This is a genomic window from Tsukamurella asaccharolytica (genome assembly GCF_007858435.1).
Taxonomy (GTDB): Bacteria; Actinomycetota; Actinomycetes; order Mycobacteriales; family Mycobacteriaceae; genus Tsukamurella; species Tsukamurella asaccharolytica.
This window is the reverse complement of sequence record NZ_VIGW01000001.1, coordinates 364,735-385,484: the sequence shown is the minus strand read 5'-3', so window position 1 is coordinate 385,484 and position 20,750 is coordinate 364,735. Positions and strand designations below refer to the sequence as shown.

The following is a 20,750-nucleotide window of genomic DNA, read 5'->3' as shown; positions in this document are numbered from 1 at the left end:
GCACGGCGGGATCGGTTCACCAGCTGACGGGCATCAGCTCGGCATGGCGGTCGCGGACCGACTCCCGAATCGCCTGGAGCACAGCGGATGCGGCCGGCCGTCGTAGCTGGCGCGGTGCGAGCGCCGCCCAGATGTCGAGCGTCGGCGCGACGAGGTCCGGCAGTACCCGGACGAGACTGGATTCGACCTCGCCCACGAACGACGGCAGGAGTCCGATGCCCGCACCCACGACCGTGGCGATGCGCTGGTCCTCGACATTGGTCGATGCGAACGCGACCTTGTGCGTGCCCAGACTCTTGGCCAGGCGATCCAGGTCGCCTACGCGCAGCAGCGATTCGACGTAGAAAATGAGCGGGTAGTCCTGGAGCTCCTCGAAGGTTCGAGGCAGACCGAATTCGGAGGCGAAACCCTCGGAGGCGTATAGGCCCAGGCGGTAATCGGTCAGCTTCTCCGCTCCCGGCCGCGCGGCGACCGGCTCCCCTACTCCGATCTCGATGTCCGCGCCCACCCCGTGGGCGGCCAGTCGGGTTCGCGAGACGATCTCGACCGTCAACTCGGGGGAGAGCCGCTTGAGGTCCGCCATCAGCGGGGCGACGAAATGGGTGCCGAACGAGGGGGTCGTCGCGACGCGGACCAATCCGGCCAGATCGCGCTCGCGGGGCCGGGAGCCGGCGACGTCGCGGGCGTCGGACAGTGCGCGCTCGACCTGTTCGCACGACGTGAGGAGTCGGCTGCCCAGTTCGGTGAGTTCGCAGCCCTGCACTCGGCGGACCAGGACCGGCGCGTGCAGGTCCGCCTCCAGCGCGGAGACCCGCCGCGAGACGGTGGTGTGATTGAGACCGAGCGCGGAGGCTGCGCCGACCATCGAGCCACAGCGAGCGATCTCCAACAGAATGACCAGGTCGTCTGCGCGCATACTGCCTCCAGAACTTCAGTTCCGCGTCCGACGGATCAGGTTCGCGTCGACGAAGCCCCGATAGATTTCGGACATCGCTCGCCGCTGCGCCGCCGTGAGCTCGCTCGCCGCCTGTATCGCATCTTCCAGCGTGAGATCGGGAGGGTCGTCGTCCGGACGTTCGACGAAGCCGGCGCGTCGGATCAGCTCGTCGGTCGAGGTGTCCAGTGAGGTGGCGATCGCATCCAGAACGGTCTCGGAGGGGAATCGCAACCCGCGCTCGATCTGGGACAGATAGGGATTGGAGATCCCGGCGGCCTCGGACAACTGGCGCATCGACAATCGCGCAACTTCGCGTTGCTGACGAATCAGAGCGCCGAGGACACTCTGCGGCTGGTCGTTGCCCACCTCGCTGAGCGTACCCGCACCCGGCCCCCGCCACGGCAAGACGGCGTTGACATGTGGAGGTCTGCACGGCACCCCGCGCCGTGGGTCGCCTGTCGCGGTCAGGAGTCGCCCGCCGAGCGAGCTCTGATATCGGTCACGATCGCGGAGAAGTCGTCGCCGCCACCGAATTCGTCCCGGTACCGGCGGTAGATCTCCTCGGCGAGAAGTCCTACCGGGCCGTCGACATCGTTGGCACGCACAGCTTCGGCTGCGAGCGAGAGATCCTTCGCCATCAGCGCCGTGGCGAATCCCGGCCGGTAGTCGTGGTTCGCGGGGCTGGTCGGAACGGGTCCGGGAACCGGACAGTACGACGTGAGCGACCAGCAGGCCCCCGAGGAACTCGCGACGACGTCGAACATCGCCTGATGCGCCAGCCCGAGCTTCTCCGCCAGGACGAACGCCTCGCTGACGGCGAGCATACTGACGCCCAGGATCATGTTGTTGCAGATCTTCGCGGCCTGTCCCGATCCTGGCGGTCCGCAATGGAAGATCTTCGCGCCCATCTCCGACAGGAGCGGAGACACCGCAGCGTGGTCGGCGGGGTCTCCGCCGACCATGAACGACAGCGTGCCGGCCTCGGCACCGCCCACTCCGCCCGACACCGGCGCGTCCACGGACCGGTGGCCGGCGGCGACGGCCAGGTCGTGCGCGCGTGCGGCGTCGGCGACCGAGATCGTCGAGCAGTCGAGGAACATCGTGCCGGGTCGCGCGGCGTCCAGGAGTCCGCTCGCGTACGCATCGTGGACGTGCGCACCACTGGGCAGCATGGTGATCACGGTGGATGCATCGGCGGCGTCCGTCACGGCGTCGACGACCCGGATCCCCGCTTCCGCCGCGCGCACCCGCGCTGCGGGCACGAGGTCGAAGCCGAGGACGTGGCGGCCCGCCCGCACGAGATTCGCCGCCATGGGCAGTCCCATATGTCCCATACCGATGAAACCGATCGTTTCCTCTGGTCGCTGATCGCCTGCCACTACATTTCCTTCCGTCGGATTGATGGTCGCCATTGGTGTACGCCCGGGTGTGCGCACGGAATTAGAGGGAAATCAGCTCTTGCAAGTTAGCTGGAGGCGTGATAACGTTGCTAACGTACGAACCAATAACCGGACTGGAGCCGTTTTCATGACATCATCGCAGATCCCCAACATCCCCGTCGTCGAAAGCAAGGCCGTTGACGAAGCCGTCGCCCGTATTCGCGAACTGAACGAGAAGATCATCGACGCCGCCAAGGCCGCCGGTAACACTTCGCTCGACACGTACGAGGACGCGCTGCGCAACCTGGTCGAGTTCGAACAGAACGCCGCTAAGCGCAGCCAGCTCGATTGGGTCGCCGCCATCGCCGAGACGCACGCCAAGTTCGTTCAGTCGGTGAGCGAGTCCTACGTCGCCGCCGCTCGCGAGGTGCTCAAGTAGATCTCCGTTTGCCGCCATTGCGTGACTCGAACGTCGGGTCACGCAATGGTCGTGTGTGGGAGGGTGCTGTTCGACGCGACGGTGATGCGTTGCGGCTCAGGCGAATGCGGACATGCCCGTGACCGCACGGCCGACGATGAGCGACTGCACCGTATCGGTCCCCTCGAAGGTGTACAAGCCCTCCACATCGCAGTGGTGTCGGGCGACGTGATAGTCCAACAGAACGCCATTACCGCCGAGCATGTCGCGAGCCATGGCAGTCACTCGCCGCGCGCCGGCCGCGGTGTTCAGCTTTGCCAGCGCCGCCTGCTCCATCTTCACTTTGCCCTGGGCCTCGAGCTGCGCCAGGCGCACGCACACCGTTTGCATGCCGGTGATATCGGCGACCATATTGGCGAGTTTGTCCTGGATCAATTGAAACTTCGCCAGGGGCTTTCCGAATTGCTCGCGTTGCATGACGTAGGCCAAAGCGCATTCGTAGGCGGCGATGGCGTGCCCGAGCCCGTCCCATGCGATCGACTGACGACTCTTCGTCAATGCCCGGCTGGCGTCGGAGAACTGGTGTGCACCCGCGATCCGGTTCTCGACCGGAACCTTCACGTTCTCGAGAGTGATATCGGCGTTGATCATCGCGCGCATCGCGGTCTTGCGCACCATCGGCGTGGCCGTGTATCCGGGAACCTCTTCGTCGCGCTCGCGCTCGATGACGAAGCACCCGACGCCACCGTTGTCCTCGTCGCGCGCCCACACCAGCACGAGGTCGGCGAAGGTTCCCAGCCCGATCCACCGCTTGGCTCCGTTGAGCACCCAGTAGTCACCTTCGCGATGCGCTCGCGTATCCATTCGGACCACGTCCGAACCGTGTGCCGGCTCGGTCAGCGCGAAGGCGCTGAGCTTCTCGCAGCGCGCCATGGAGGGTAACCAGCGCTGCTTCTGCTCGTCCGAGCCCAGCAGGTCGATCAGGTGCATGTTCATTCCGCTGTGCACCGAGTTGATCAGGGCCATGCTTCCGTCACCGCGGGCGAGCTGCATGGAGATCAATCCCTCGGCCAGGGGTGTCAGGCCGGGGGAGCCGTACCCCTTCACGCTGCCCCCGACGAGGCCGAGCTCCGCCCAGCGCGCGACGAGATCGAACGGGAACTCCGCGTTCTCCCAGTAGTAGTTGATCTCCGGCAGGATGTTGTCGTCGACGAAGGTGCTGACCTTGTCGCGGACCGCACGCTCCTCGGCGGTGAGAATGTCGCTGACGTCGAAGAAGTCCGTGTGTCGGTACCGACCGATCTCGGCGGAGATCTCCGGGGTGGGCGGGACGACGGTCTCGTTCTGTCCGTCCTCGCGAGGCTGCGCGATAGTAGTCATCCGACTTCCTCTTTCCGTAGCGCGATTCGGAGAAACAGACCCTGTTCCACCCGTGTGCTCGTGTAGAAGAAACCTAACCTGCGCTCAGCAGATGTGACAGATCTAACGTTGCACATCGAATGTGCGTCACCGCACACCAAAATTCCTGAGTCATTTCGGCATCCCGCCGGATCGGTGCGCGGCACCTGGTAGACCCATGGGAATGACCACCGTGGAACTACCCGCGCACGCCGCCGTCCACGGAACTACGTCGTGAGCGTCGTCGTGAGCCGGCGGGGACCGGTCACCGTCGTCGAGATCGACCGGCCGAGCGTGCGCAATGCCGTCGACCGTGCCACCGCCGAGGCGCTCGCCGACGCCTTCCGGGCGTTCGACGCCGACCCGGAAGCCGCGGTCGCCGTGCTGCACGGCCGCGGTGGGACCTTCTGCGCAGGAGCCGATCTCAAAGCCGTCGCGGCCGGCGATCCGAACCGGGTGGAGCCCGACGGGGACGGGCCGATGGGCGTCTCGCGGCTGCGGCTGGGCAAGCCGGTCATCGCGGCCATCGAGGGGCACGCGGTGGCAGGCGGCCTCGAGCTCGCGATCTGGTCGGACCTGCGGGTCGCGGCCACCGACGCGGTCCTCGGCGTCTTCTGCCGCCGCTGGGGCGTGCCGCTCATCGACGGCGGCACCGTGCGCTTGCCCCGCCTCATCGGGGCGAGCCGCGCGATGGACCTGATCCTCACGGGACGGCCCGTCGACGCGGCGGAAGCATTGGCGATCGGCCTGGTCAACCGCACCGTCGAACCCGGAACCGCCCTGGAAGCCGCGGTGGCACTGGGTCGGCAGCTCGCCGGCTTCCCGCAGACCTGCCTGCGCAACGACCGGCTCTCGATGCTCGAGGCGGAGACCGCACCGGAGGCTGAGGCACTCGGGATCGAGTACCGGTACGGCCTGCAGTCGCTGCTCGACGGTGCCGTCGACGGCGCTACCCGCTTCTCCGACGGGGCCGGCCGGCACGGCGCCTTCCACGATGAATGACCGGTTCCCGAGAGCGACGAATCGTCGGGTAACGGACACGCAACAGTCACCTGCAATTCGGCGCAGCGGTCGCAGACGACACCTACTGTGCAGGTGAACGGCCCGCCTAGCGGAAAGTAGGAAACATCATGGGGCTCGCCGGCGTCCGCAACGAACTCGACGATCTCACCGCTCAGCTCACGCTCATCGCAGACTCCATCGGCCGCACCGGCGACGACCTCCAGATCGACGCGCGCAGCCTGCACGAGACCGGCTCGTGCGACGCGGTCAACTCCATCGCTCGCCGCCTCGACGACCAGGGCGCGCAGCTGCGTCGCCTGCAGGCGCGGATCGTCCGCGTCGTCGGCTCGCTCTCCTGATCAGCCCCGCCCGATCCGCATCTCCGCCAACCAGCCGCGAAAATCCGCGTACCGGGCGGTGAGTTCGCCCGCCGGCCAATCCGGCGGCCGGAGCTCGTCCGGCAGCAGCGGATCGCAGTACAGGTGGCGGACCACCGACACCATCGTCAGGAACCGTGCCCGTCCGTCGTCGCCGGCGTCGGCGAGCGCGTCCAGCAGCGCGTGCCCGCGCCGGGCCCATTCCGGCAGGTCCCACAGTGCGCGCGCGAGGTCGGAGGGGTCGTCGTCCGGCCGCGCAGTGAAGCGCGTGGTCACCTCCCGGATCGAGGCAGGGAGGGTTCTGTCGAGGTTCGCGGGCCGCATCCACACGCCCTCGCGCAGCTCCGCGAGCCGCAGACGGGTCATCTCGGCGCGCAGCTCGGCGCGGTCGCCCGCGCTGCGCCCACTCGTCGTGACGATCGCCGTCTCCCACGTCCCGTCCCAGCGCACCAACGCGGGAGAGTCCGTGCGCGCCTGGCGGCGGGCGAGGCGATCCGACAGCGCGTAGCGCCCGCCGTCGCGTACCAGGTCGCCAGCGGACACCATGCGCGACATCGCCGCCCGCGTCGTGGATTCGGAAATCCCGAACAGTCGCATCGCCGCCACGATCTCGCGCCCCTCCAGCTCCGGCGGGTGCGCGCCCAGGAGCAGACTCAGCACGGCCGAGCGTGCGGTGACCGTCGTGGTGAGGGGCGTGGACATCGGCTCGACGCTACACGGCGGCTGCGTGGTCGCCGGGGCGAGCGGCGGGGGACGGGCTCGCGGATCTGCGGGGGATTGGGGGCTGACGGTACTGCGTCGTCGTGACCCTCGGATTCTGTCCGGTTCGGACAGGGTGCCGCGCCGGGGCTCTGCGCCCAGGTCTCGCGTGCGGCGGCGCCCCGGCCGCCCGATGAGCCGGCGTCGTCCCCCGCGCGGCGCCGATTCCCCCACGAGACGCCAGGTCGACCGAATGCGCCAAGCGCGAGGACGGCGCGGTGTCCGAGTCGGACAGAATCGGAGAGTCGTGCGCTCGTCGGAACGATCGCTCGGGGCCGGTGCTAGGTCGAGTGGATGCACGCACATCGCATTGCAGATCTGGTGCGACTGTCGCAGATGTGCAACACTGTGGAGGGCGGCCCGAGCGGCCGCGCACCGTCGAACGAAGGAGCGGGCGTGCCGACCCACGAAGTGACCAACCAGGTGCCGCCGCTGCTCGGCTTCAACACCGCCGAGACCCCGATGATCGACGATGCGTTGCGGCGCGCTCGCGTCGACGCGGCGCAACTGGACGCGATCCACGCGCTCGGCGCCCTCGGCGGCACGGCCGAGGCGCTGGAGTGGGGCGATCTCGCCGAGGCGCACCCGCCGGTCCTCAAGACCCACGACCGGTACGGCAACCGCATCGACGAGGTGGTCTACGACCCCGCCTACCACCGCCTGATGACGGTCGCCGTCGAACACGGCCTGCACGCCGCGCCGTGGGCGGAGACCGACCCGAACGCACACCTGGTGCGCGCCGCGAAGTTCAGCGTGTGGGGCCACGTCGACGCCGGCCACGGCTGCCCGATCTCCATGACCTACGCCGTGGTGCCCGCCTTGCGGGCCAACGCCGAGCTCGCCGCCCAGTACGAGCCGCTGCTCACGGCGAAGGAGTACGACTTCGGGCTGCGGGCTCCTCTGGGCAAGCGTGGCCTCATCGCCGGCATGTCGATGACCGAGAAGCAGGGCGGCTCGGACGTGCGTGCCAACACGACCCGCGCGATCCCGCAATCCGATGGGACGTACCGGATCACGGGCCACAAGTGGTTCACCTCCGCCCCGATGTCGGACCTGTTCCTCACGCTGGCGCAGACCGAGTCGGGCGTCTCGTGCTTCTTCATTCCGCGAGTGCTGCCCGACGGGACGCGCAACGTCTTCGCCCTGCAGCGCCTCAAGGACAAGCTGGGCAATCACTCCAACGCCAGCAGCGAGCTCGAGTACGACGACACCGTCGGGTGGCTCGTGGGCGAGGAGGGGCGCGGCGTCCGCACCATCGTCGAGATGGTGAACATGACCCGCCTGGACTGCGTGCTCGGCACCGCCACCGGCATGCGCGCCGGTCTCGCGCAGGCCGCGCACCACGCCGCGCACCGCGCGGCCTTCGGTGCGGACCTCATCGACCAGCCGCTCATGCGCAACGTGCTCGCCGACCTCGCCGTCGAGGCGGAGGGCGCCACCACCGCCGGACTCTGGCTCGCGGGCCTCACCGACCGCTCCGCCGGCGGCGACGAGCACGCGTCGCTGCTGCGCAGGATCGCCCTGGCCGTCACGAAGTACCACGTGTGCAAGCGCGGCCCGATCCACGCCGCCGAGGCGCTGGAGTGCCTGGGCGGTAACGGCTACGTCGAGGACTCTCGGCTGCCGCGCCTGTACCGCGAGGCGCCGCTGCTCTCCGTGTGGGAGGGGTCCGGCAACGTGGCCGCCCTCGACGTGCTGCGCGCGATGGCCCGCGAGCCGCTGGCCGTCGCCGCCTTCTTCGCTGAGCTCGACGCGGCCACCGGCGCGGACCCGGTCTACGACGAGGCCGTCGCCAAGCTCAAGGGTTCCTTCGGCGCGATCGATCCCACCGACCGGACGGCGATGCAGTTCGGCGCCCGTCGCCTCGTCGGCGACATGGCGGCCGCGCTGCAGGGCTCACTGCTCGTACGGTTCGGCCATCCCGCAGTCGCGGACGCCTACACCCGCACCCGCCTCGCGGGCGACCGCGGCGACGTCTTCGGCACCCTCCCGCAGGGCGTCGACACCGCCGCGATCCTCGACCGAGCGACGCCGAAGCTCGGCTGATCGGGCGAACGGGAGTCAGTTACCAGGAGGCTCCGGCGCCGGTGGCTCGACCGGGCCGCCGCCCTGGCCGCCCGCGCCGGGAATGGTGAACTGGCCGAAGCCGGGGATGGTGATGGTGGTGCCGCCCGGCCCCGTCTGCACGCCCGGAGTCGACGGGGTCGACGGTGCCGGCGCGATCCCGTTCGACAGGTTCAGCGTGATGGTCGAACCCGGCTGGCTGAAGCCCGACGGCGAGGTGGAGATGACGGTGCCGTTGGCCGCCGAGTTGTTGACCCACGCCACGGTGGTCTTGAAGCCGGCGGCCTCGACGCGCGCCCTGGCTGCCGCCTGAGTGAGTCCGACGACGTTCGGGATCTTGCCCGGACCGAAGCCGTCCCGGTACTTCGGGTCGACGGGCGGTATCGCGATCGGCCCGTAGATCGTGGACACCGGCTTGATGGCGTTGTACCAGGCCAGAGCGGGCTCGTTACCGCCGTAGACGTTGCCCTCGCCGCACGGCCGGAGCGGGCTGGTGCAGATCGGGCCGGGGGAGTTGCCGTCGTTGTAGACGTAGCTGGCACCGGCGTACTGGTTCGTGTAGGCGAGGAATGCCGAGGAGCGGAAGGTCTCCGTGGTGCCTGTTTTGCCGGACAAGGGCAGGGTCCATCCCGAGCGCGAGGCGGCCGCGGCGGAGGTGCCCGCGCCGCGGTCGTCCGCGCTCAGCGCGTTCGCGAGCGTGTTCGCCAAGCCCCTGTCGATGACCTGCTCGCACTTCTCCGACTTGTAGGGCACCGGCGTGGTCTCGGGCTTACCGTCGGCCCCGATGGTCTGGATGCCGTCGCTGTTGCGTTTGGGCTGGGTGATCGACTGCACCGGGTTCGCCGGGCACCAGACGCCGCCGGATGCCAGCGTCGCGGCCACGTTCGTCAGCTCCAGCGCGCTCACTGCGGTCGGGCCGAGGGTGAACGAGGCGAGGTTCTGCTTCTTGAACATGTCCGCGAGGCTGTCGGCGCCGAAGCCCGAGCTCCCCGGCAGGGTGTACGAGCGCAGGCCCAGCTTGACCGCCATGTCGACGACGGGTGCCACGCCCACCTGCTCGATGAGCTTGATGAACGGCGTGTTCGGCGACGTCGCGAGCGCCTGGGTCAGCGACATCGACGAGGGGTACGGGCCGGCGTTCTTCACGCAGTAGGAGTCCGACGGGCAACCGGCGTAGCCGCCGTGGCCCATTCCCTTGACCTGCACCGTCGACGGGACCGTCACGTTGGTGTCAAGGCCCATGCCCTTCTCCATCGCCGCGGCGACGGTGAAGATCTTGAAGGTCGAGCCCGCGCCGTCGCCGACCTGGGCGAAGGGCTCGGGCTGCACCGTCTGCCGTTTCGCGACGTCCAGGCCGTAGACGCGCGAGGAATTCATCGCCACGATGTCGTGCGAGTTCTCGCCCGGCTTGATCACGTTCATGACCTGCGCGACGTTCGACAACGTGGGGCTGGCGGTGGCGTTCAGGGAGGCCTGCACGGAATCTTGCACCCGCGGGTCCAGAGTGGTGCGGATGGTGTAGCCGCCGCGCATCACCGTCTCCTTCGGAATGCCCGCTTCGGCGAGGTACTGCAGCACGTAGTCGCAGAAGTAGCCGCGGTTCGCGACCGCGGAGATGCAGCCGCCGGGGAGCGTGTTGGGGCGCGGCAGCACGCCGAGTGGCGTCCGCTTGGCGGCCTCGTACTCGGCCGCCTTGTCCGGGAAGTTCGTGACGAGGGTGTCGAGCACCGTGTTGCGGCGATCGAGCACACCCCGCGGATTGGTGTAGGGATTGAGCGACGAGCTCGACTGCACCATCCCGGCGAGCATCGCCGACTCCTGGATGTTCAGCTGGGCGGCGCGCTTGCCGAAGTAGGTCTGCGCGGCAACCTCGATGCCGTAGGCGCCGTTGCCGAAGGGGACCAGATTGAGGTAGCGCGCCAGGATCTGCTCCTTGGCGATCACCTTGGCGCGCGCGTCGTCGACCCCGTGCTCCTCCTTCGCCCGCTCGGTCAATGTGCGCTCGAGCGTGAGCGCCATCCGCACCTCGCGGAGCTTGCGCGCCGGGGTGGTGGCGACGGCTGCGCGACGGTCGGCGTCGGACTTCGCGAGAACAAGCAGCTGGTAGTTCTTGATGTACTGCTGATCCAGCGTGGACGCGCCCTGCTGCACCTCGCCGGCGGACTGGTTCTTGAGGAAGGCACGCACGGTGCCCTGGTAGTCGACGCCGTCGTGCTCCATGAACCGCTTGTCCTCGATGGAGATGATCGAACGCACCATGTCGGGCGAGATCTGATCGAAGGGGACCTGCACGCGGCGCTGGTCGTAGAGGTAGGCCATCGGCGCGCCGGTCGAGTCGGAGACCGTGGTGACCTCCGGAACCTGGCCCTCCAGCAGTTCGGAGCTGATGTTGTCGACGGTGTCCGCGGCGCGATTGGAGATCAGCCCCAGGCCGCCGACGTACGGGAACAGGACGCCGGCGACCAGCAGTCCGGCCAGCAGGACGCAGCCGACCAGCTTCGCGATCACTCCGGGTTTCGACACGGTCACCAGGATACGTGCCGCCCCGTCCTCGGCGTCGATCCCGACGCGCCGACCAGATGATCGGTACGGGTGTACTGGATTTCTTGGACCACTGTTCGATTTACCCCGGCCCTCGACTTGTGTCCGTCGTGTGATTCAGATAACACTATTGCAGACGATGTGGCGAGCATCCCGAACGACCCCCTGACACCGGAAGGGACGGGGCGTCACCAGGGCCGGGCCGCACCATGCGAAAGGGAGTCAGATGACAAGTGCACACGTTTCGGTCGACGACGAGGATCGCCTGGTGTGGGTGTCGAAGGCCAGGTGTCGTGACGTCGATCCTGACGAGTTGTTCGTCCGCGGCGCGGCCCAGCGCAAAGTCGCCACCATCTGCCGGCACTGCCCCGTCCAGCTCGAGTGCGGCGCCGATGCGCTCGACAGCCGCGTCGAGTTCGGTGTCTGGGGCGGTATGACCGAGCGCCAGCGCCGTGCGCTTCTGCGTCAGCACCCCGAGGTCACCAGCTGGCGTTCCTTCTTCGAGGCCCAGCGCGACCGCAAGCGCGTCGTCGCGGGCTGATCCCCTCGGCCCGGTCGGGCGCGCGGCTAGGAGCCGACGATCTGCTCGGCCACGGCCTGCAGCGCCTCGAGGTTCGCCACCTCGAACGGAAGTGAGGGCACCCCGACCACCGGCACCGTCGGGCACCGGCCGACGAACGTGCCGAGCACCTCTACCTCGCGCGCCGCGATCTCCGCACGCCACGCGTGCACGCGCAGCACCCCCTCCGCGGTGCCGGCGGCGCCGCTGGAGCCGAGGCGGCTCGCGGCCTCCCGGGCCCGATCCACGCCGATCGTGGCGAGCCCGGGGTGCGTACGGTTGACGATGAGTCCGGCCAGCGGCATCGACTCGCCGGCGAGCCGCTCCACGAAGTACGTCGCCTCGCGGAGCGTGTCCTCCTCGGGCGAGGCGACCACCACGAAGCGGGTGCTGGGCCGCGCCAGCAGCGCGTAGGTGCCCTCGGCCCGCTCCTGGAAGCCGCCGATCAAGGTGTCCATCTGCGCGACGAAACCAGAAGCATCGGAAAGCATCTGGCTGCCCACGATGGTGGAGACCAGCTTCAGGGCCAGGCCCATGCCGCCGGAGACCATGCGGCCGAGGCCTCGGGTCGGGCCGGCGATGAGGCGCATCAGTCGCGAGTCCAGCATGGAGCCGAACCGCTTCGGCGCGTCGAGGAAGTCCAGGGCGTTGCGCGACGGCGGCGTGTCCACCACCACGAGATCCCAGCGGCCGTCGGCGGTGAGTTGGCCGAGCTTCTCCATCGCCATGTACTCCTGCGTGCCGGAGAACGACGATGCCACCGTCTGATAGAAGGGGTTCGCCAGGATCTCCTGCGCCCGAGCGGGATCCGCGTTGGAGGTGACCATCTCGTCGAAGGTCCGCTTCATGTCGAGCATCATCGCGTGCAGGGTCCCGTCGCCGGGGATCGAGACCTCCTGCGGCTCGTTGGTCAGGTCCGCGACGCCGAGCGCCTGCGCCAGCCGGCGCGCGGGATCGATCGTCAGCACCACGACGCGCCGCCCGTGCTCCGCCGCCCACAGCGCCATCGCCGCGGCGGTCGTGGTCTTGCCGACGCCGCCGCTGCCGCAGCAGACGACCACGCGCGTGCCCGGGTCCACCAGCTGCGGTCCGAGCTTCAGGTCGATCATCGGACTCCCGCCTCGATCAGGACGCCGGACAGCTCGTACACGCCGCGCAGGTCGACACCGCCCGTGAGCAGCGGCAGTTCCAGCCGGCCCGCGGCGTCGATCGCACGTAGGTCCGCGCGCGCGCCGTCCTGAGCGCGGACCGTCCGTGCGAACTGGATGGTTTCGGTGAGCAGGCCGGCGAGGTCCGCGTCGGACAGCGGCAGCCCGGCACCGTCGAGCGCGGCCCGCACGGCGGGGCCGTCCACCGTCCCGGCGGCGGCGGCGGCGAGATCGGCCTCGGAGAGCAACTGCGGCAGAGTGCGGTTCACGATGACGGTGCCGACCTTCAGGTCCAGCGCCCGCAACTCCGTCGCCGCCTCGGCGGTCTCCTGGATGGGCAGCGACTCGAGCAGGGTCACCAGATGCACGACGGTGTCGGGGGAGTGCAGCAGGCGGACCACGCGGTCCGCCTGGCCGGCGATCGGCCCGGCCTTCGCGATCTCCCGCATCGCCCGGGTGACGTCGAGGAACATCCCGATCCGGCCGGTGGGCGGTGCGTCCACGACGATCGCGTCGTAGGCGTAGCGACCGTCGCCCGTGCGGCGCTGGGTGCACTCCATGATCTTGCCGGTGATCAGGATGTCCTTGAGCCCGGGCGCCAGCGTCGTCGCGAACTCGATCGCGCCGATCGACTTGAGTGCCCGCGCCGCCAGGCCCATGCCGTAGTTGGTCTTGAGGTAGTCGAGGAAGGTCGCCTCCACATCCATCGGCAGCGCGTGCACCTCGCCGCCGCCGTCGGTCGCCGCGATCCGCGTCTCCGTCGGGGGTAGTTCCCCCACCTCGAAGGTCGGGGCGATACCGCTGCGGCCCTCCACCTCGATGAGCAGCACCTTCTTGCCACCGGAGGCGAGCGCCAGCGCGAGCGCCGCGGCCACCGTCGACTTGCCGGTGCCGCCCTTGCCGGACACGAAGTGCAACCGCGACTCCCGGAGCCCCTCGGGCCACGCCGTCGCCGCGTCCTGCGCGACCCCGCCGGGGTCCGCCTCACTCACCACCACGATCGGAGCATATCCATACCTCGTTACCCGGCCGGGCCGTTAAGGTGAACCTCCTCCGGCAATGCGACCGAGAACACGTTCCGCGCCGAGTGAGGGATCGCGCCTGTCGCCGCGCGCCCGCGGTGGATAGGGTGATGCCATGAGCGACAAGACCACCTGGGAGTACGCCACCATTCCGCTGCTGACGCACGCCACCAAGCAGATCCTCGACACCTGGGGTTCCGACGGCTGGGAGCTCGTCACCGTGCTGCCCGGCCCGACCGGTGAGCAGCACGTCGCATACATGAAGCGGGCGACGTCGTGACCGCCTCCGAGCGCCTGGCGGAGTTGGGCATCGTCCTGCCCGAGGTCGTGCCGCCGCTGGCCGCGTACGTCCCGGCCACGCAGGTGGGCGACCTCGTTCACACCTCCGGCCAGCTGCCGATGCGCGACGGCGAGCTCGTCGCGCAGGGCAAGGTCAGCGAGACCCGCGAGGGCATCGTCCATCTCGACGACGCGCAGTTCGCGGCGCGGCAGTGCGCGCTGAACGCGCTCGCCGCGATCCACGCCCTCGTCGGGATCGACGCGGTCAAGCGCGTCGTCAAGGTCACCGGCTACGTGGCCTCCGCGCCCGGCTTCTCCAACCAGGCACAGGTGCTCAACGGCGCGTCGTTGCTGCTCGGAGAGGTCTTCGGCGACGCGGGCGTGCACGTCCGGTCGGCCGTCGGCGTCGCGGAGCTCCCGCTCGGCGCGCCCGTCGAGGTCGAGCTCACGGTCCAGGTATGACCGAGCAGCCGGCGGATTCCCACCCGGGCCACCCGGCTGATTCCCGCCCGGCCCACCCGCTGCCAGGGAAGCTGCGGCGGGTCACGCCGTACGCGGCGGTGCTGCTCTGCGACAACCCGTCGGTGATGACGCTCGAGGGCACCAACACGTGGATCCTGCGCGCGCCCGGCCGCGAGGAGGCCGTGGTCATCGACCCCGGCCCCAAGGGCGAGAAGAAGCATCTCAAGCGCGTCGCGAAGGCCGCGGGCACCGTCGCCCTGACCCTGGTGACGCACCGGCACGCGGACCACACCGGCGGCCTCAAGCGCTGGCAGGAGCTCACCCGCAGCCCCATCCGTGCCTTCTCCCCGACGTACTGCATCAACACCGCGACGCCGCTCGCCGGCGGCGAGGTGATCGAGGTCGCGGGTCTGCGGATCGAGGTGCTGCACACCCCCGGTCACACCGCCGATTCGCTGAGCTTCCTGGTCGACGGCGCCGAGGGCGAGCCCGGGGCGCTCGTCTCGGGCGACACGATCCTCGGCCGCGGCACCACCGTGCTCGACGCCGAGGACGGGACCCTCGCCGACTACCTCGGCTCGCTCGACGCCCTGGCGAAGGTGGCCGCGGGCCGCGTCCTCCTGCCAGGGCACGGCCCCGACCTGCCCGACGCGGCGCCCGTCGTCGCGGCCTACGCGGCGCACCGTCGGGACCGGCTGCAGCAGGTCCGGGACGCCCTCGACCACCTCGGCGTGAGCGCCGCGAAGGCCAAGCCGATGAAGGTCGTCAAGCACGTCTACCGCGACGTCGACAAGAAGGCCTGGCCCGCGGCGCGCCAGTCCGTCAAAGTCCAACTCGCCTACCTCGCCGAGCACGGCTGAGCGGACCGCGTCCTGAGCGGAACCTCAGGCGTCAGCGGGCGCGGCGGGCCAGGCGCTCGGAGTCGGTGATCACCACGGACTTGCCTTCGAGGCGCAGCCAGCCGCGGTGCGCGAAGTCGGCCAGGGCCTTGTTCACGGTCTCGCGCGAGGCGCCCACGAGCTGCGCGATCTCCTCCTGCGTGAGGTCGTGCGTGACCCGCAGTGCGCCGTTCTCGTGCGTACCGAAGCGCTGCGCGAGCTGCAGCAGCTGCTTGGCGACCCGGCCGGGGACGTCGGTGAAGATGAGGTCGGCCAGGTTGTTGTTGGTGCGCCGCAGGCGGCGGGCCAGCACCCGCAGCAGCTGCTCCGCGATCTCCGGCCGATCCCGGATCCACGCCCGCAGGGCCTCGCGGTCCATCGTCATCGCGCGGACCTCGGTGATGCAGGTGGCGCTCGACGTGCGGGGGCCGGGATCGAAGATCGACATCTCGCCGAACATGTCCGACGGGCCCATCACCGACAGCAGGTTCTCGCGGCCGTCCGGGGAGCGGCGGCCGAGCTTCACCTTGCCGGACAGGATGATGTACAGCCGGTCGCCGGGCTCGCCCTCGTTGAAGATGACATGGCCCCGGGGGTAGTCGACCTCGTGCAGATCCTTGGTGAGCGCATCGACCGCGCCCGGCTCGACACCCTGAAAAATGCCGGCCCGCGCCAGGACCTCGTCCACGGGGTACCTCGTTCCTTGATCGACGATCGGTCGCAGGCGGCGATCGCCGCGACCTGAAGTGTGAGTTTATGCAGCGTTCCGCGCGGATGTGGGAAATCGCACAGACGTCTCCTGAAAGGCTACCCGTTCACATGCCGATGGGCACGGGGGCGTTCCTCATTCGGCGGCTCGGGACCGCGGGTAGCTGGTCGGGACCGCTGCGGATCAGCTGGCGCGGCGCTCGGCGCCGCCGTCGAGATCGAGGCGGTCGACGGCCTTGGGGAGGCCGATCCGCGCCAGCGTCTCGACGTCGGGCACCTCGTCGTCGCCGGTCGCGGGGGACGCGACGGGCTCGGCCGTCACGCGGGTCTCGATACGCTCCATGGCCAACGCGAAGAGCATCAGCACCACCGGGAACAGCAATCCGAGCAATCCTTGCATGCCGGACAGTAAACACAGCCAAGGTCTCGATCCGGCAACGAAGAGGCGACGGCACCGTCGTTAGAATTGATTCTCATGCCCCCGGAGCCGGAGACCCACCTCGGACTGGTGCGCCGTGCCCGGCGGATGAATCGGACACTCGCCACCGCTTTCCCCCACGTGTACTGCGAACTCGACTTCACCGATCCGCTCGAGCTGTCGGTCGCCACGATCCTCTCCGCGCAGTGCACCGACGTGCGCGTGAATCAAGTCACACCCGCGTTGTTCGCGCGCTACCGGACGGCCGCCGACTACGCCGGGGCCAACCGGACGGAGCTGGAGGAGTACATCCGTTCGACGGGCTTCTACCGCAACAAGGCCACGTCGATCATGGGGCTGGGCCAGGCCCTCGTGGACCGCTTCGACGGCGAGGTGCCGCGCACGATGAAGGAGCTGGTGACGCTGCCCGGCTTCGGACGAAAGACCGCGAACGTGATCCTCGGGAACGCCTTCGACGTCCCCGGCATCACCGTCGACACGCACTTCTCGCGCCTCGTGCACCGCTGGGAGTGGACCGAGGAGAGCGACCCGGTGAAGATCGAGCACGCCGTGGGCGAGCTGATCCCGCGCAAGGAATGGACCCTGCTGAGCCACCGCGTGATCTTCCACGGGCGCCGTGTCTGCCACGCCCGCAAGCCCGCCTGCGGCGTCTGTGTGCTCGCCAAGGATTGCCCCGCGTTCGGGACCGGCCCGGTCGACCCCGCCGAGGCCGCGGACCTGGTCAAAGGCCCCGAGCGCGACCACCTGCTCGAGATCGCGCCGCCCCCGCCGCGGCGGCGCCGCGTGAGGGCCGGGGGTGGCCGGTGACCGAGCCCACGAAGCCCGACGCCGACCGCGAGCCCGCGCCCCTGCTGCCCGGCGAGCGCAGCCGTGTCCCCGCCGGCGTGCGCTGGCTCGTCGTCTGCGCGATCGTCGCCGTCGCCCTGGCCGTGGCCATCTGGCCCCGCGGGGACGACCGCGCCGAGTCCCCGGCGCCGGCCGCGGCACCGTCGACCAGTGCGAGCCCCGGCCAGCTGGCGGCCGCGCGCACCCGGGCGGCGCTGCCGCCCTGCCCCGCCGGCATCGGCGCGGGCGCTCTCGCCGGCACACCCCTGACCTGCCTCGGCGACGGCGCACCCGTCGACCTGGCCGCCGCGGGCGGCAGGCCCGTCCTGCTCAACGTCTGGGCGTGGTGGTGTGGGCCGTGCCGCGTCGAACTGCCGGTGCTCGCCGAGGTGGCGGCCCGCGCCGGTGACCGTCTCACCGTGCTCGGCGTGCACGCCGATCCCAACGCCGTCGCCGGTCTGGATCTGCTGGCCGAGCTCAAGGTCGCGCTGCCGACCGTGCAGGACCCGCAGAGCCGGGTGGCCACCGCCCTCGGCGCGCCGAGGGCCTATCCCGTGACCGTTCTGTTGCGTTCCAATGGCACTGTTGCCGGTGTGCACGCGCAACCATTCACCTCTGTCGACGAGGTGGCCGCCCTCCTGCGGACCGAACTCGGGGTCTCCCTGTGACCGCGCCGCGGTGGCTGGACCCGCTGCTCGGCAACCTCGGTGACGTGGCGGGCGAGCTCGAGCAGCGCGGCGGCGCGGTCGCGGCACTGCAGCGCGTGCGCAATCCGCGCCGCGCATCGGTTCTCATCCTGTTCGACGGTGACCCGTCCGCCTCCGGCCCGACGCCGCCCGAGGACGCGACCGTGCTGCTCATCCAGCGCGCCTCCGCCCTGAGGCAGCACGCCGGCCAGGTCGCCTTCCCCGGCGGCGCCCGCGATCCCGAGGACGCCGACGACGTGGCCGTCGCGCTGCGCGAGGCCTGGGAGGAGACCGGCCTCGACCCCGAGTCCGTCGAGGTGGTCGCCGAGCTGGACCCCATCGAGGTGCCGGTCTCCGGCTTCCGCGTGATCCCGGTGATCGGCTTCGCGGCCCGCCCGTCCGAGGTCCACGTCGTGGATCCCGGCGAGACCGCGCTGGTCCGGCGCGTGCCGTTGGCCGAGCTGATCGATCCCGCGCACCGGTTCATGGTGCGCAAGTCCTTCTACCGCGGGCCGGCCTTCGCCGTCGGCCCGATGCTGGTGTGGGGCTTCACGGGCGGCCTGATGAATGCGCTGATCGGGGCCGCGGGCTGGGAACGGCCGTGGAACACCGACGACGTGCGCCCGCTCACCGACGAGGTGCGAGCCGCGGCCGCGCGCGCCCAGACCTGGCAGGAGACACTTCGATGACCGGTTCGACCTGGGTCGACGTCATAGTCGTCGTCCTGATGATCCTGGCCGCCCTCTCCGGCTACCGGCAGGGCGCCGCCGCCTCCGTGCTCGCGTTCATCGGCGTGGTGCTCGGCGCCGCCGCGGGGGTGCTGCTCGCCCCGCACGTCCTCGGCTCGGTCGACGACCCCAAGGGCCGGCTCCTTCTCGGCGTCGGCCTGCTGGCCGGGCTGGTGATCATCGGCGAGCTCTCCGGGATGGTGCTCGGGCGCGCGGTGCGCAGCTCGATCCGCAGTACCGGCGTGCGCACCGTCGACTCCGGCGTCGGCGCTGTGGTCCAGGTCGGAGCGCTGCTCGTCGCGGCCTGGCTGGTGGCGATCCCGCTCACCTCGGCGGCCGCGCCGCAGATCTCCCGGTCCGTCAACGGCTCGGCGGTGCTCGGTGCCGTCAACGAGTTCGCGAAGGTCGTCGGCGCCGACGAGCTGCCGCAGAAGTTCTCCGCGATCATCGACGACTCGGGGCTGCCGCAGGCGCTGGGCCCGTTCGTGAACACCCCGGTCGTCAGCGTCGAGGCGCCCGACCGCGTCGACTTCTCCGATCCCGCGGTGCAGCGCGTCCGCTCCTCGGTCGTCCGCATCGACGGCCAGGCCCCGTCGTGCAGCCGCGCGCTCGAGGGCTCCGGCTTCGTCGCGACGCCGGGCCGCGTGGTGACCAACGCGCACGTCGTCGCCGGAACCCGCAGCGTGCAGGTCACCGTCGACGGGACCAGGAAGTATTCTGCGCAGGTCGTCTACTTCGACGCGCAGACCGACGTCGCCGTGCTCAACGTGCCCGGCCTGCAGGCCAAGCCGCTGCCGATCGTCTTCAACGGCGCCAAGCCCGGCGACGCGGGCTTCGTGCTCGGCTACCCCGGGGGCGGCCCACTCACTCTGTCCTCGTCGCGGGTGCGCAGCCAGCAGACCCTCGAGGGTCGCAACATCTACCGCGACGCGCAGGTCCGGCGCGACGTCTACCTGCTCCGCGGGCAGGTCCGCCCCGGCAATTCGGGCGGCCCGGTCCTCGACCGCGAGGGGAACGTCGTCGGTGTGATCTTCGGCGTCGCGGTCGACGACGCCGACACCGCCTTCGCTCTCACCGCCAAGCAGGTGGAACCCGCCCTGCAGGCCGGTGCGACGGCCACGGCGGGCGTCTCGACGGGGGCCTGCGTCAACCGCTGACGTGGGGCGGGACGCTCAGGGCAGCAGGCGCGGCCCGGGCAGGCCGGCGAGGAAGTCCACGAGCTGCGGCCCGACGGCGCCGGGCGCCTCCTCGTGCGCGTAGTGCCCGGCGTTCTCGACGTCGCGCACGCGGTAGTCCGTGGCCCAATCGTGGCTGGAGTAGACGGGCTGCGGCAGCACGTAAGGGTCGTCCTCGCCGCGGAAGGCGAGCACCGGGATGTGCAGCCGCTGGTTCATGCTGCTGAGGAACCGGGCGCCGTCGGGGCGGAACTGGCTGCGCCAGGCCCAGCGGGCGTATTCGAGGGCGCTGTGGGCGGTGCCGGGGATCCGGATGGCGCTGCGGTACTGCGCGAGGGCGTCGGCGTAGTCCGCGGTGCCGCGCCACCCCGCGCCGCTGCGGGCGGCGTACACCGCCGCGATCGCGGCACCGTCGTCGCGCGTGAGGCGGTCCTCCGCGACGCGCGGGAGCTGGGCGAAGGTGATGGGGCCGAGCATCGCCGAGCGCTGGTCCTTGTTGCGCAACGCGGAACGCTTCAGCGCGATCGGGTGCGGGGAGGAGATCACTGCGATCGCGGCGACCACCCTCGGGTGCAGCGTGGCAGTGGCCCAGCAGCCGAGGCCGCCCTCGCCGTGCCCGACGAGCGCCGCCGACGTGTGGCCGAGCGCGCGGACCAGACCCGCGACGTCGCCGGAGAGGGTCCAGCCGTCGTAGCCGCGCGGCGGCTTGTCGCTGTCGCCGTAGCCGCGCAGGTCGACTGCGACAGCGCGGTAGCCGGCCTCGTGCAGGTGCGGCAGCTGGTGCCGCCAGCTCCACCAGAATCCGCCGAAGCCGTGCAGGAACACCACGAGCGGCCGGTCCGGATCGGATTCGCCGCCCTCGGGCCGGTATTCGACGGCGTGCAGTCGAATACCGTTGGCGCGGACGTCGAGGTGCTCCCAGGGACCGGGGAACCGGACACTCGACGGATCGGGACTGCTCACCGG

The 20,750-nt window shown here is 70.2% G+C and carries 23 protein-coding genes; 12 read left to right on the top strand and 11 right to left on the bottom strand.

Going from position 1 to position 20,750, the window contains the following annotated elements; all coding sequences use genetic code 11:
* Positions 1 to 16: 16 nt before the first annotated feature.
* The 3 genes from FK529_RS01825 to mmsB all read right to left on the bottom strand — a co-directional run bounded on the left by FK529_RS01825 (position 17) and on the right by mmsB (position 2,349).
* On the bottom strand, positions 17 to 916 hold the full coding sequence (locus tag FK529_RS01825; protein WP_146559013.1) for a LysR family transcriptional regulator: 900 nt from the start codon (positions 914 to 916) through the stop codon (positions 17 to 19).
* A gap of 15 nt (positions 917 to 931) precedes the next feature.
* Entirely contained in the window at positions 932 to 1,303 is a 372-nt protein-coding gene (locus tag FK529_RS01820) for a helix-turn-helix domain-containing protein (protein WP_146559011.1), read from the bottom strand.
* Positions 1,304 to 1,401: 98 nt separating this feature from the next.
* Positions 1,402 to 2,349 (bottom strand): 3-hydroxyisobutyrate dehydrogenase, encoded by a 948-nt coding sequence (gene mmsB / locus FK529_RS01815; protein WP_146559008.1) that lies wholly within the window; start codon positions 2,347 to 2,349, stop codon positions 1,402 to 1,404.
* 115 nt (positions 2,350 to 2,464) lie between these two features.
* Between mmsB and FK529_RS01810 the strand changes: the two genes are divergently transcribed.
* The gene (locus FK529_RS01810; RefSeq protein ID WP_146559006.1) at positions 2,465 to 2,755 is read left to right on the top strand and encodes a hypothetical protein; all 291 of its coding nucleotides are present in this window, start codon (positions 2,465 to 2,467) and stop codon (positions 2,753 to 2,755) included.
* Positions 2,756 to 2,851: 96 nt separating this feature from the next.
* On the opposite strand, the gene FK529_RS01805 is transcribed toward FK529_RS01810, so the two are convergent.
* Positions 2,852 to 4,114: an acyl-CoA dehydrogenase family protein gene (locus FK529_RS01805; RefSeq protein WP_146559004.1), complete on the bottom strand. Its 1,263-nt coding sequence runs from the start codon at positions 4,112 to 4,114 to the stop codon at positions 2,852 to 2,854.
* Positions 4,115 to 4,366: 252 nt separating this feature from the next.
* Here FK529_RS01805 and FK529_RS01800 point away from each other — a divergent pair, with 252 nt between their 5' ends.
* Together FK529_RS01800 and FK529_RS01795 are read left to right on the top strand one after the other, a co-directional pair.
* The gene (locus tag FK529_RS01800) at positions 4,367 to 5,134 is read left to right on the top strand and encodes a crotonase/enoyl-CoA hydratase family protein (RefSeq protein WP_146559002.1); all 768 of its coding nucleotides are present in this window, start codon (positions 4,367 to 4,369) and stop codon (positions 5,132 to 5,134) included.
* A gap of 128 nt (positions 5,135 to 5,262) precedes the next feature.
* Positions 5,263 to 5,493, top strand: a complete 231-nt coding sequence (locus tag FK529_RS01795; RefSeq protein ID WP_146559000.1) for a hypothetical protein — start codon at positions 5,263 to 5,265, stop codon at positions 5,491 to 5,493.
* Here FK529_RS01795 and FK529_RS01790 read toward each other — a convergent pair whose 3' ends face one another.
* Complete coding sequence (locus FK529_RS01790; protein WP_146558998.1) at positions 5,494 to 6,213, bottom strand: PaaX family transcriptional regulator; 720 nt, start codon at positions 6,211 to 6,213, stop codon at positions 5,494 to 5,496.
* A 453-nt stretch (positions 6,214 to 6,666) separates the two neighbouring features.
* Here FK529_RS01790 and FK529_RS01785 point away from each other — a divergent pair, with 453 nt between their 5' ends.
* Complete coding sequence (locus FK529_RS01785; RefSeq protein ID WP_231702870.1) at positions 6,667 to 8,316, top strand: acyl-CoA dehydrogenase family protein; 1,650 nt, start codon at positions 6,667 to 6,669, stop codon at positions 8,314 to 8,316.
* A 15-nt stretch (positions 8,317 to 8,331) separates the two neighbouring features.
* Here the strand turns inward: FK529_RS01785 and FK529_RS01780 are convergent, their stop codons facing one another.
* A complete protein-coding gene (locus FK529_RS01780; RefSeq protein WP_146558996.1) occupies positions 8,332 to 10,857 on the bottom strand; it encodes a transglycosylase domain-containing protein in 2,526 nt (841 codons plus the stop codon).
* Between the two features lie 244 nt (positions 10,858 to 11,101).
* On the opposite strand from FK529_RS01780, the gene FK529_RS01775 reads away from it, so the two are divergent.
* On the top strand, positions 11,102 to 11,416 hold the full coding sequence (locus tag FK529_RS01775; protein WP_146558994.1) for a WhiB family transcriptional regulator: 315 nt from the start codon (positions 11,102 to 11,104) through the stop codon (positions 11,414 to 11,416).
* Between the two features lie 26 nt (positions 11,417 to 11,442).
* Here the strand turns inward: FK529_RS01775 and bagB are convergent, their stop codons facing one another.
* Both bagB and bagA read right to left on the bottom strand, forming a co-directional pair.
* Positions 11,443 to 12,543 (bottom strand): ArsA family ATPase, encoded by a 1,101-nt coding sequence (gene bagB / locus FK529_RS01770; protein ID WP_146558992.1) that lies wholly within the window; start codon positions 12,541 to 12,543, stop codon positions 11,443 to 11,445.
* Positions 12,540 to 13,580 carry an ATPase BagA gene (gene bagA, locus FK529_RS01765; RefSeq protein WP_193559649.1) on the bottom strand — a complete coding sequence of 347 codons (1,041 nt, stop codon included), beginning with the start codon at positions 13,578 to 13,580 and terminating at the stop codon, positions 12,540 to 12,542. Before bagA ends, bagB begins: the two co-directional genes overlap by 4 nt.
* A gap of 139 nt (positions 13,581 to 13,719) precedes the next feature.
* Between bagA and sp36 the strand changes: the two genes are divergently transcribed.
* The 3 genes from sp36 to FK529_RS01750 are packed head-to-tail and all read left to right on the top strand — an operon-like array spanning position 13,720 to position 15,205.
* Positions 13,720 to 13,884 (top strand): Sp36 family protein, encoded by a 165-nt coding sequence (gene sp36 / locus FK529_RS01760; RefSeq protein WP_126196015.1) that lies wholly within the window; start codon positions 13,720 to 13,722, stop codon positions 13,882 to 13,884.
* On the top strand, positions 13,881 to 14,345 hold the full coding sequence (locus FK529_RS01755) for a RidA family protein (protein WP_146558990.1): 465 nt from the start codon (positions 13,881 to 13,883) through the stop codon (positions 14,343 to 14,345). The genes sp36 and FK529_RS01755 overlap by 4 nt, the downstream gene beginning before the upstream one ends.
* Positions 14,342 to 15,205, top strand: a complete 864-nt coding sequence (locus tag FK529_RS01750; protein ID WP_146558988.1) for an MBL fold metallo-hydrolase — start codon at positions 14,342 to 14,344, stop codon at positions 15,203 to 15,205. Before FK529_RS01755 ends, FK529_RS01750 begins: the two co-directional genes overlap by 4 nt.
* Before the next feature lie 31 nt (positions 15,206 to 15,236).
* Here FK529_RS01750 and FK529_RS01745 read toward each other — a convergent pair whose 3' ends face one another.
* Positions 15,237 to 15,911, bottom strand: a complete 675-nt coding sequence (locus FK529_RS01745; RefSeq protein ID WP_068523121.1) for a Crp/Fnr family transcriptional regulator — start codon at positions 15,909 to 15,911, stop codon at positions 15,237 to 15,239.
* 204 nt (positions 15,912 to 16,115) lie between these two features.
* Positions 16,116 to 16,331, bottom strand: coding sequence for a hypothetical protein (locus FK529_RS01740; protein ID WP_231702869.1), 216 nt, complete (start codon positions 16,329 to 16,331; stop codon positions 16,116 to 16,118).
* Between the two features lie 75 nt (positions 16,332 to 16,406).
* Here FK529_RS01740 and nth point away from each other — a divergent pair, with 75 nt between their 5' ends.
* The 4 genes from nth to FK529_RS01720 are packed head-to-tail and all read left to right on the top strand — an operon-like array spanning position 16,407 to position 19,766.
* On the top strand, positions 16,407 to 17,177 hold the full coding sequence (gene nth / locus FK529_RS01735) for an endonuclease III (protein WP_146558984.1): 771 nt from the start codon (positions 16,407 to 16,409) through the stop codon (positions 17,175 to 17,177).
* Entirely contained in the window at positions 17,174 to 17,863 is a 690-nt protein-coding gene (locus FK529_RS01730) for a TlpA family protein disulfide reductase (protein WP_166436355.1), read from the top strand. The genes nth and FK529_RS01730 overlap by 4 nt, the downstream gene beginning before the upstream one ends.
* Entirely contained in the window at positions 17,860 to 18,570 is a 711-nt protein-coding gene (locus tag FK529_RS01725; RefSeq protein ID WP_146558982.1) for an NUDIX hydrolase, read from the top strand. The genes FK529_RS01730 and FK529_RS01725 overlap by 4 nt, the downstream gene beginning before the upstream one ends.
* A complete protein-coding gene (locus FK529_RS01720; protein ID WP_146558980.1) occupies positions 18,567 to 19,766 on the top strand; it encodes a MarP family serine protease in 1,200 nt (399 codons plus the stop codon). The genes FK529_RS01725 and FK529_RS01720 overlap by 4 nt, the downstream gene beginning before the upstream one ends.
* Before the next feature lie 15 nt (positions 19,767 to 19,781).
* On the opposite strand, the gene FK529_RS01715 is transcribed toward FK529_RS01720, so the two are convergent.
* Entirely contained in the window at positions 19,782 to 20,747 is a 966-nt protein-coding gene (locus FK529_RS01715) for an alpha/beta fold hydrolase (protein WP_146558978.1), read from the bottom strand.
* Positions 20,748 to 20,750: the final 3 nt, after the last annotated feature.

Bases quoted from the DNA above. Each gene is read 5' to 3' on its own strand.
- FK529_RS01720 (WP_146558980.1), top strand. From the start codon at position 18,567: ATGACCGGTTCGACCTGGGTCGACGTCATAGTCGTCGTCCTGATGATC.
- mmsB (WP_146559008.1), bottom strand. From the start codon at position 2,349: ATGGCGACCATCAATCCGACGGAAGGAAATGTAGTGGCAGGCGATCAG.
- FK529_RS01825 (WP_146559013.1), bottom strand. From the start codon at position 916: ATGCGCGCAGACGACCTGGTCATTCTGTTGGAGATCGCTCGCTGTGGC.
- bagB (WP_146558992.1), bottom strand. From the start codon at position 12,543: ATGATCGACCTGAAGCTCGGACCGCAGCTGGTGGACCCGGGCACGCGC.
- FK529_RS01795 (WP_146559000.1), top strand. From the start codon at position 5,263: ATGGGGCTCGCCGGCGTCCGCAACGAACTCGACGATCTCACCGCTCAG.
- nth (WP_146558984.1), top strand. From the start codon at position 16,407: ATGCCCCCGGAGCCGGAGACCCACCTCGGACTGGTGCGCCGTGCCCGG.
- sp36 (WP_126196015.1), top strand. From the start codon at position 13,720: ATGAGCGACAAGACCACCTGGGAGTACGCCACCATTCCGCTGCTGACG.
- FK529_RS01750 (WP_146558988.1), top strand. From the start codon at position 14,342: ATGACCGAGCAGCCGGCGGATTCCCACCCGGGCCACCCGGCTGATTCC.
- FK529_RS01790 (WP_146558998.1), bottom strand. From the start codon at position 6,213: ATGTCCACGCCCCTCACCACGACGGTCACCGCACGCTCGGCCGTGCTG.
- FK529_RS01805 (WP_146559004.1), bottom strand. From the start codon at position 4,114: ATGACTACTATCGCGCAGCCTCGCGAGGACGGACAGAACGAGACCGTC.
- FK529_RS01810 (WP_146559006.1), top strand. From the start codon at position 2,465: ATGACATCATCGCAGATCCCCAACATCCCCGTCGTCGAAAGCAAGGCC.
- FK529_RS01775 (WP_146558994.1), top strand. From the start codon at position 11,102: ATGACAAGTGCACACGTTTCGGTCGACGACGAGGATCGCCTGGTGTGG.
- FK529_RS01740 (WP_231702869.1), bottom strand. From the start codon at position 16,331: ATGCAAGGATTGCTCGGATTGCTGTTCCCGGTGGTGCTGATGCTCTTC.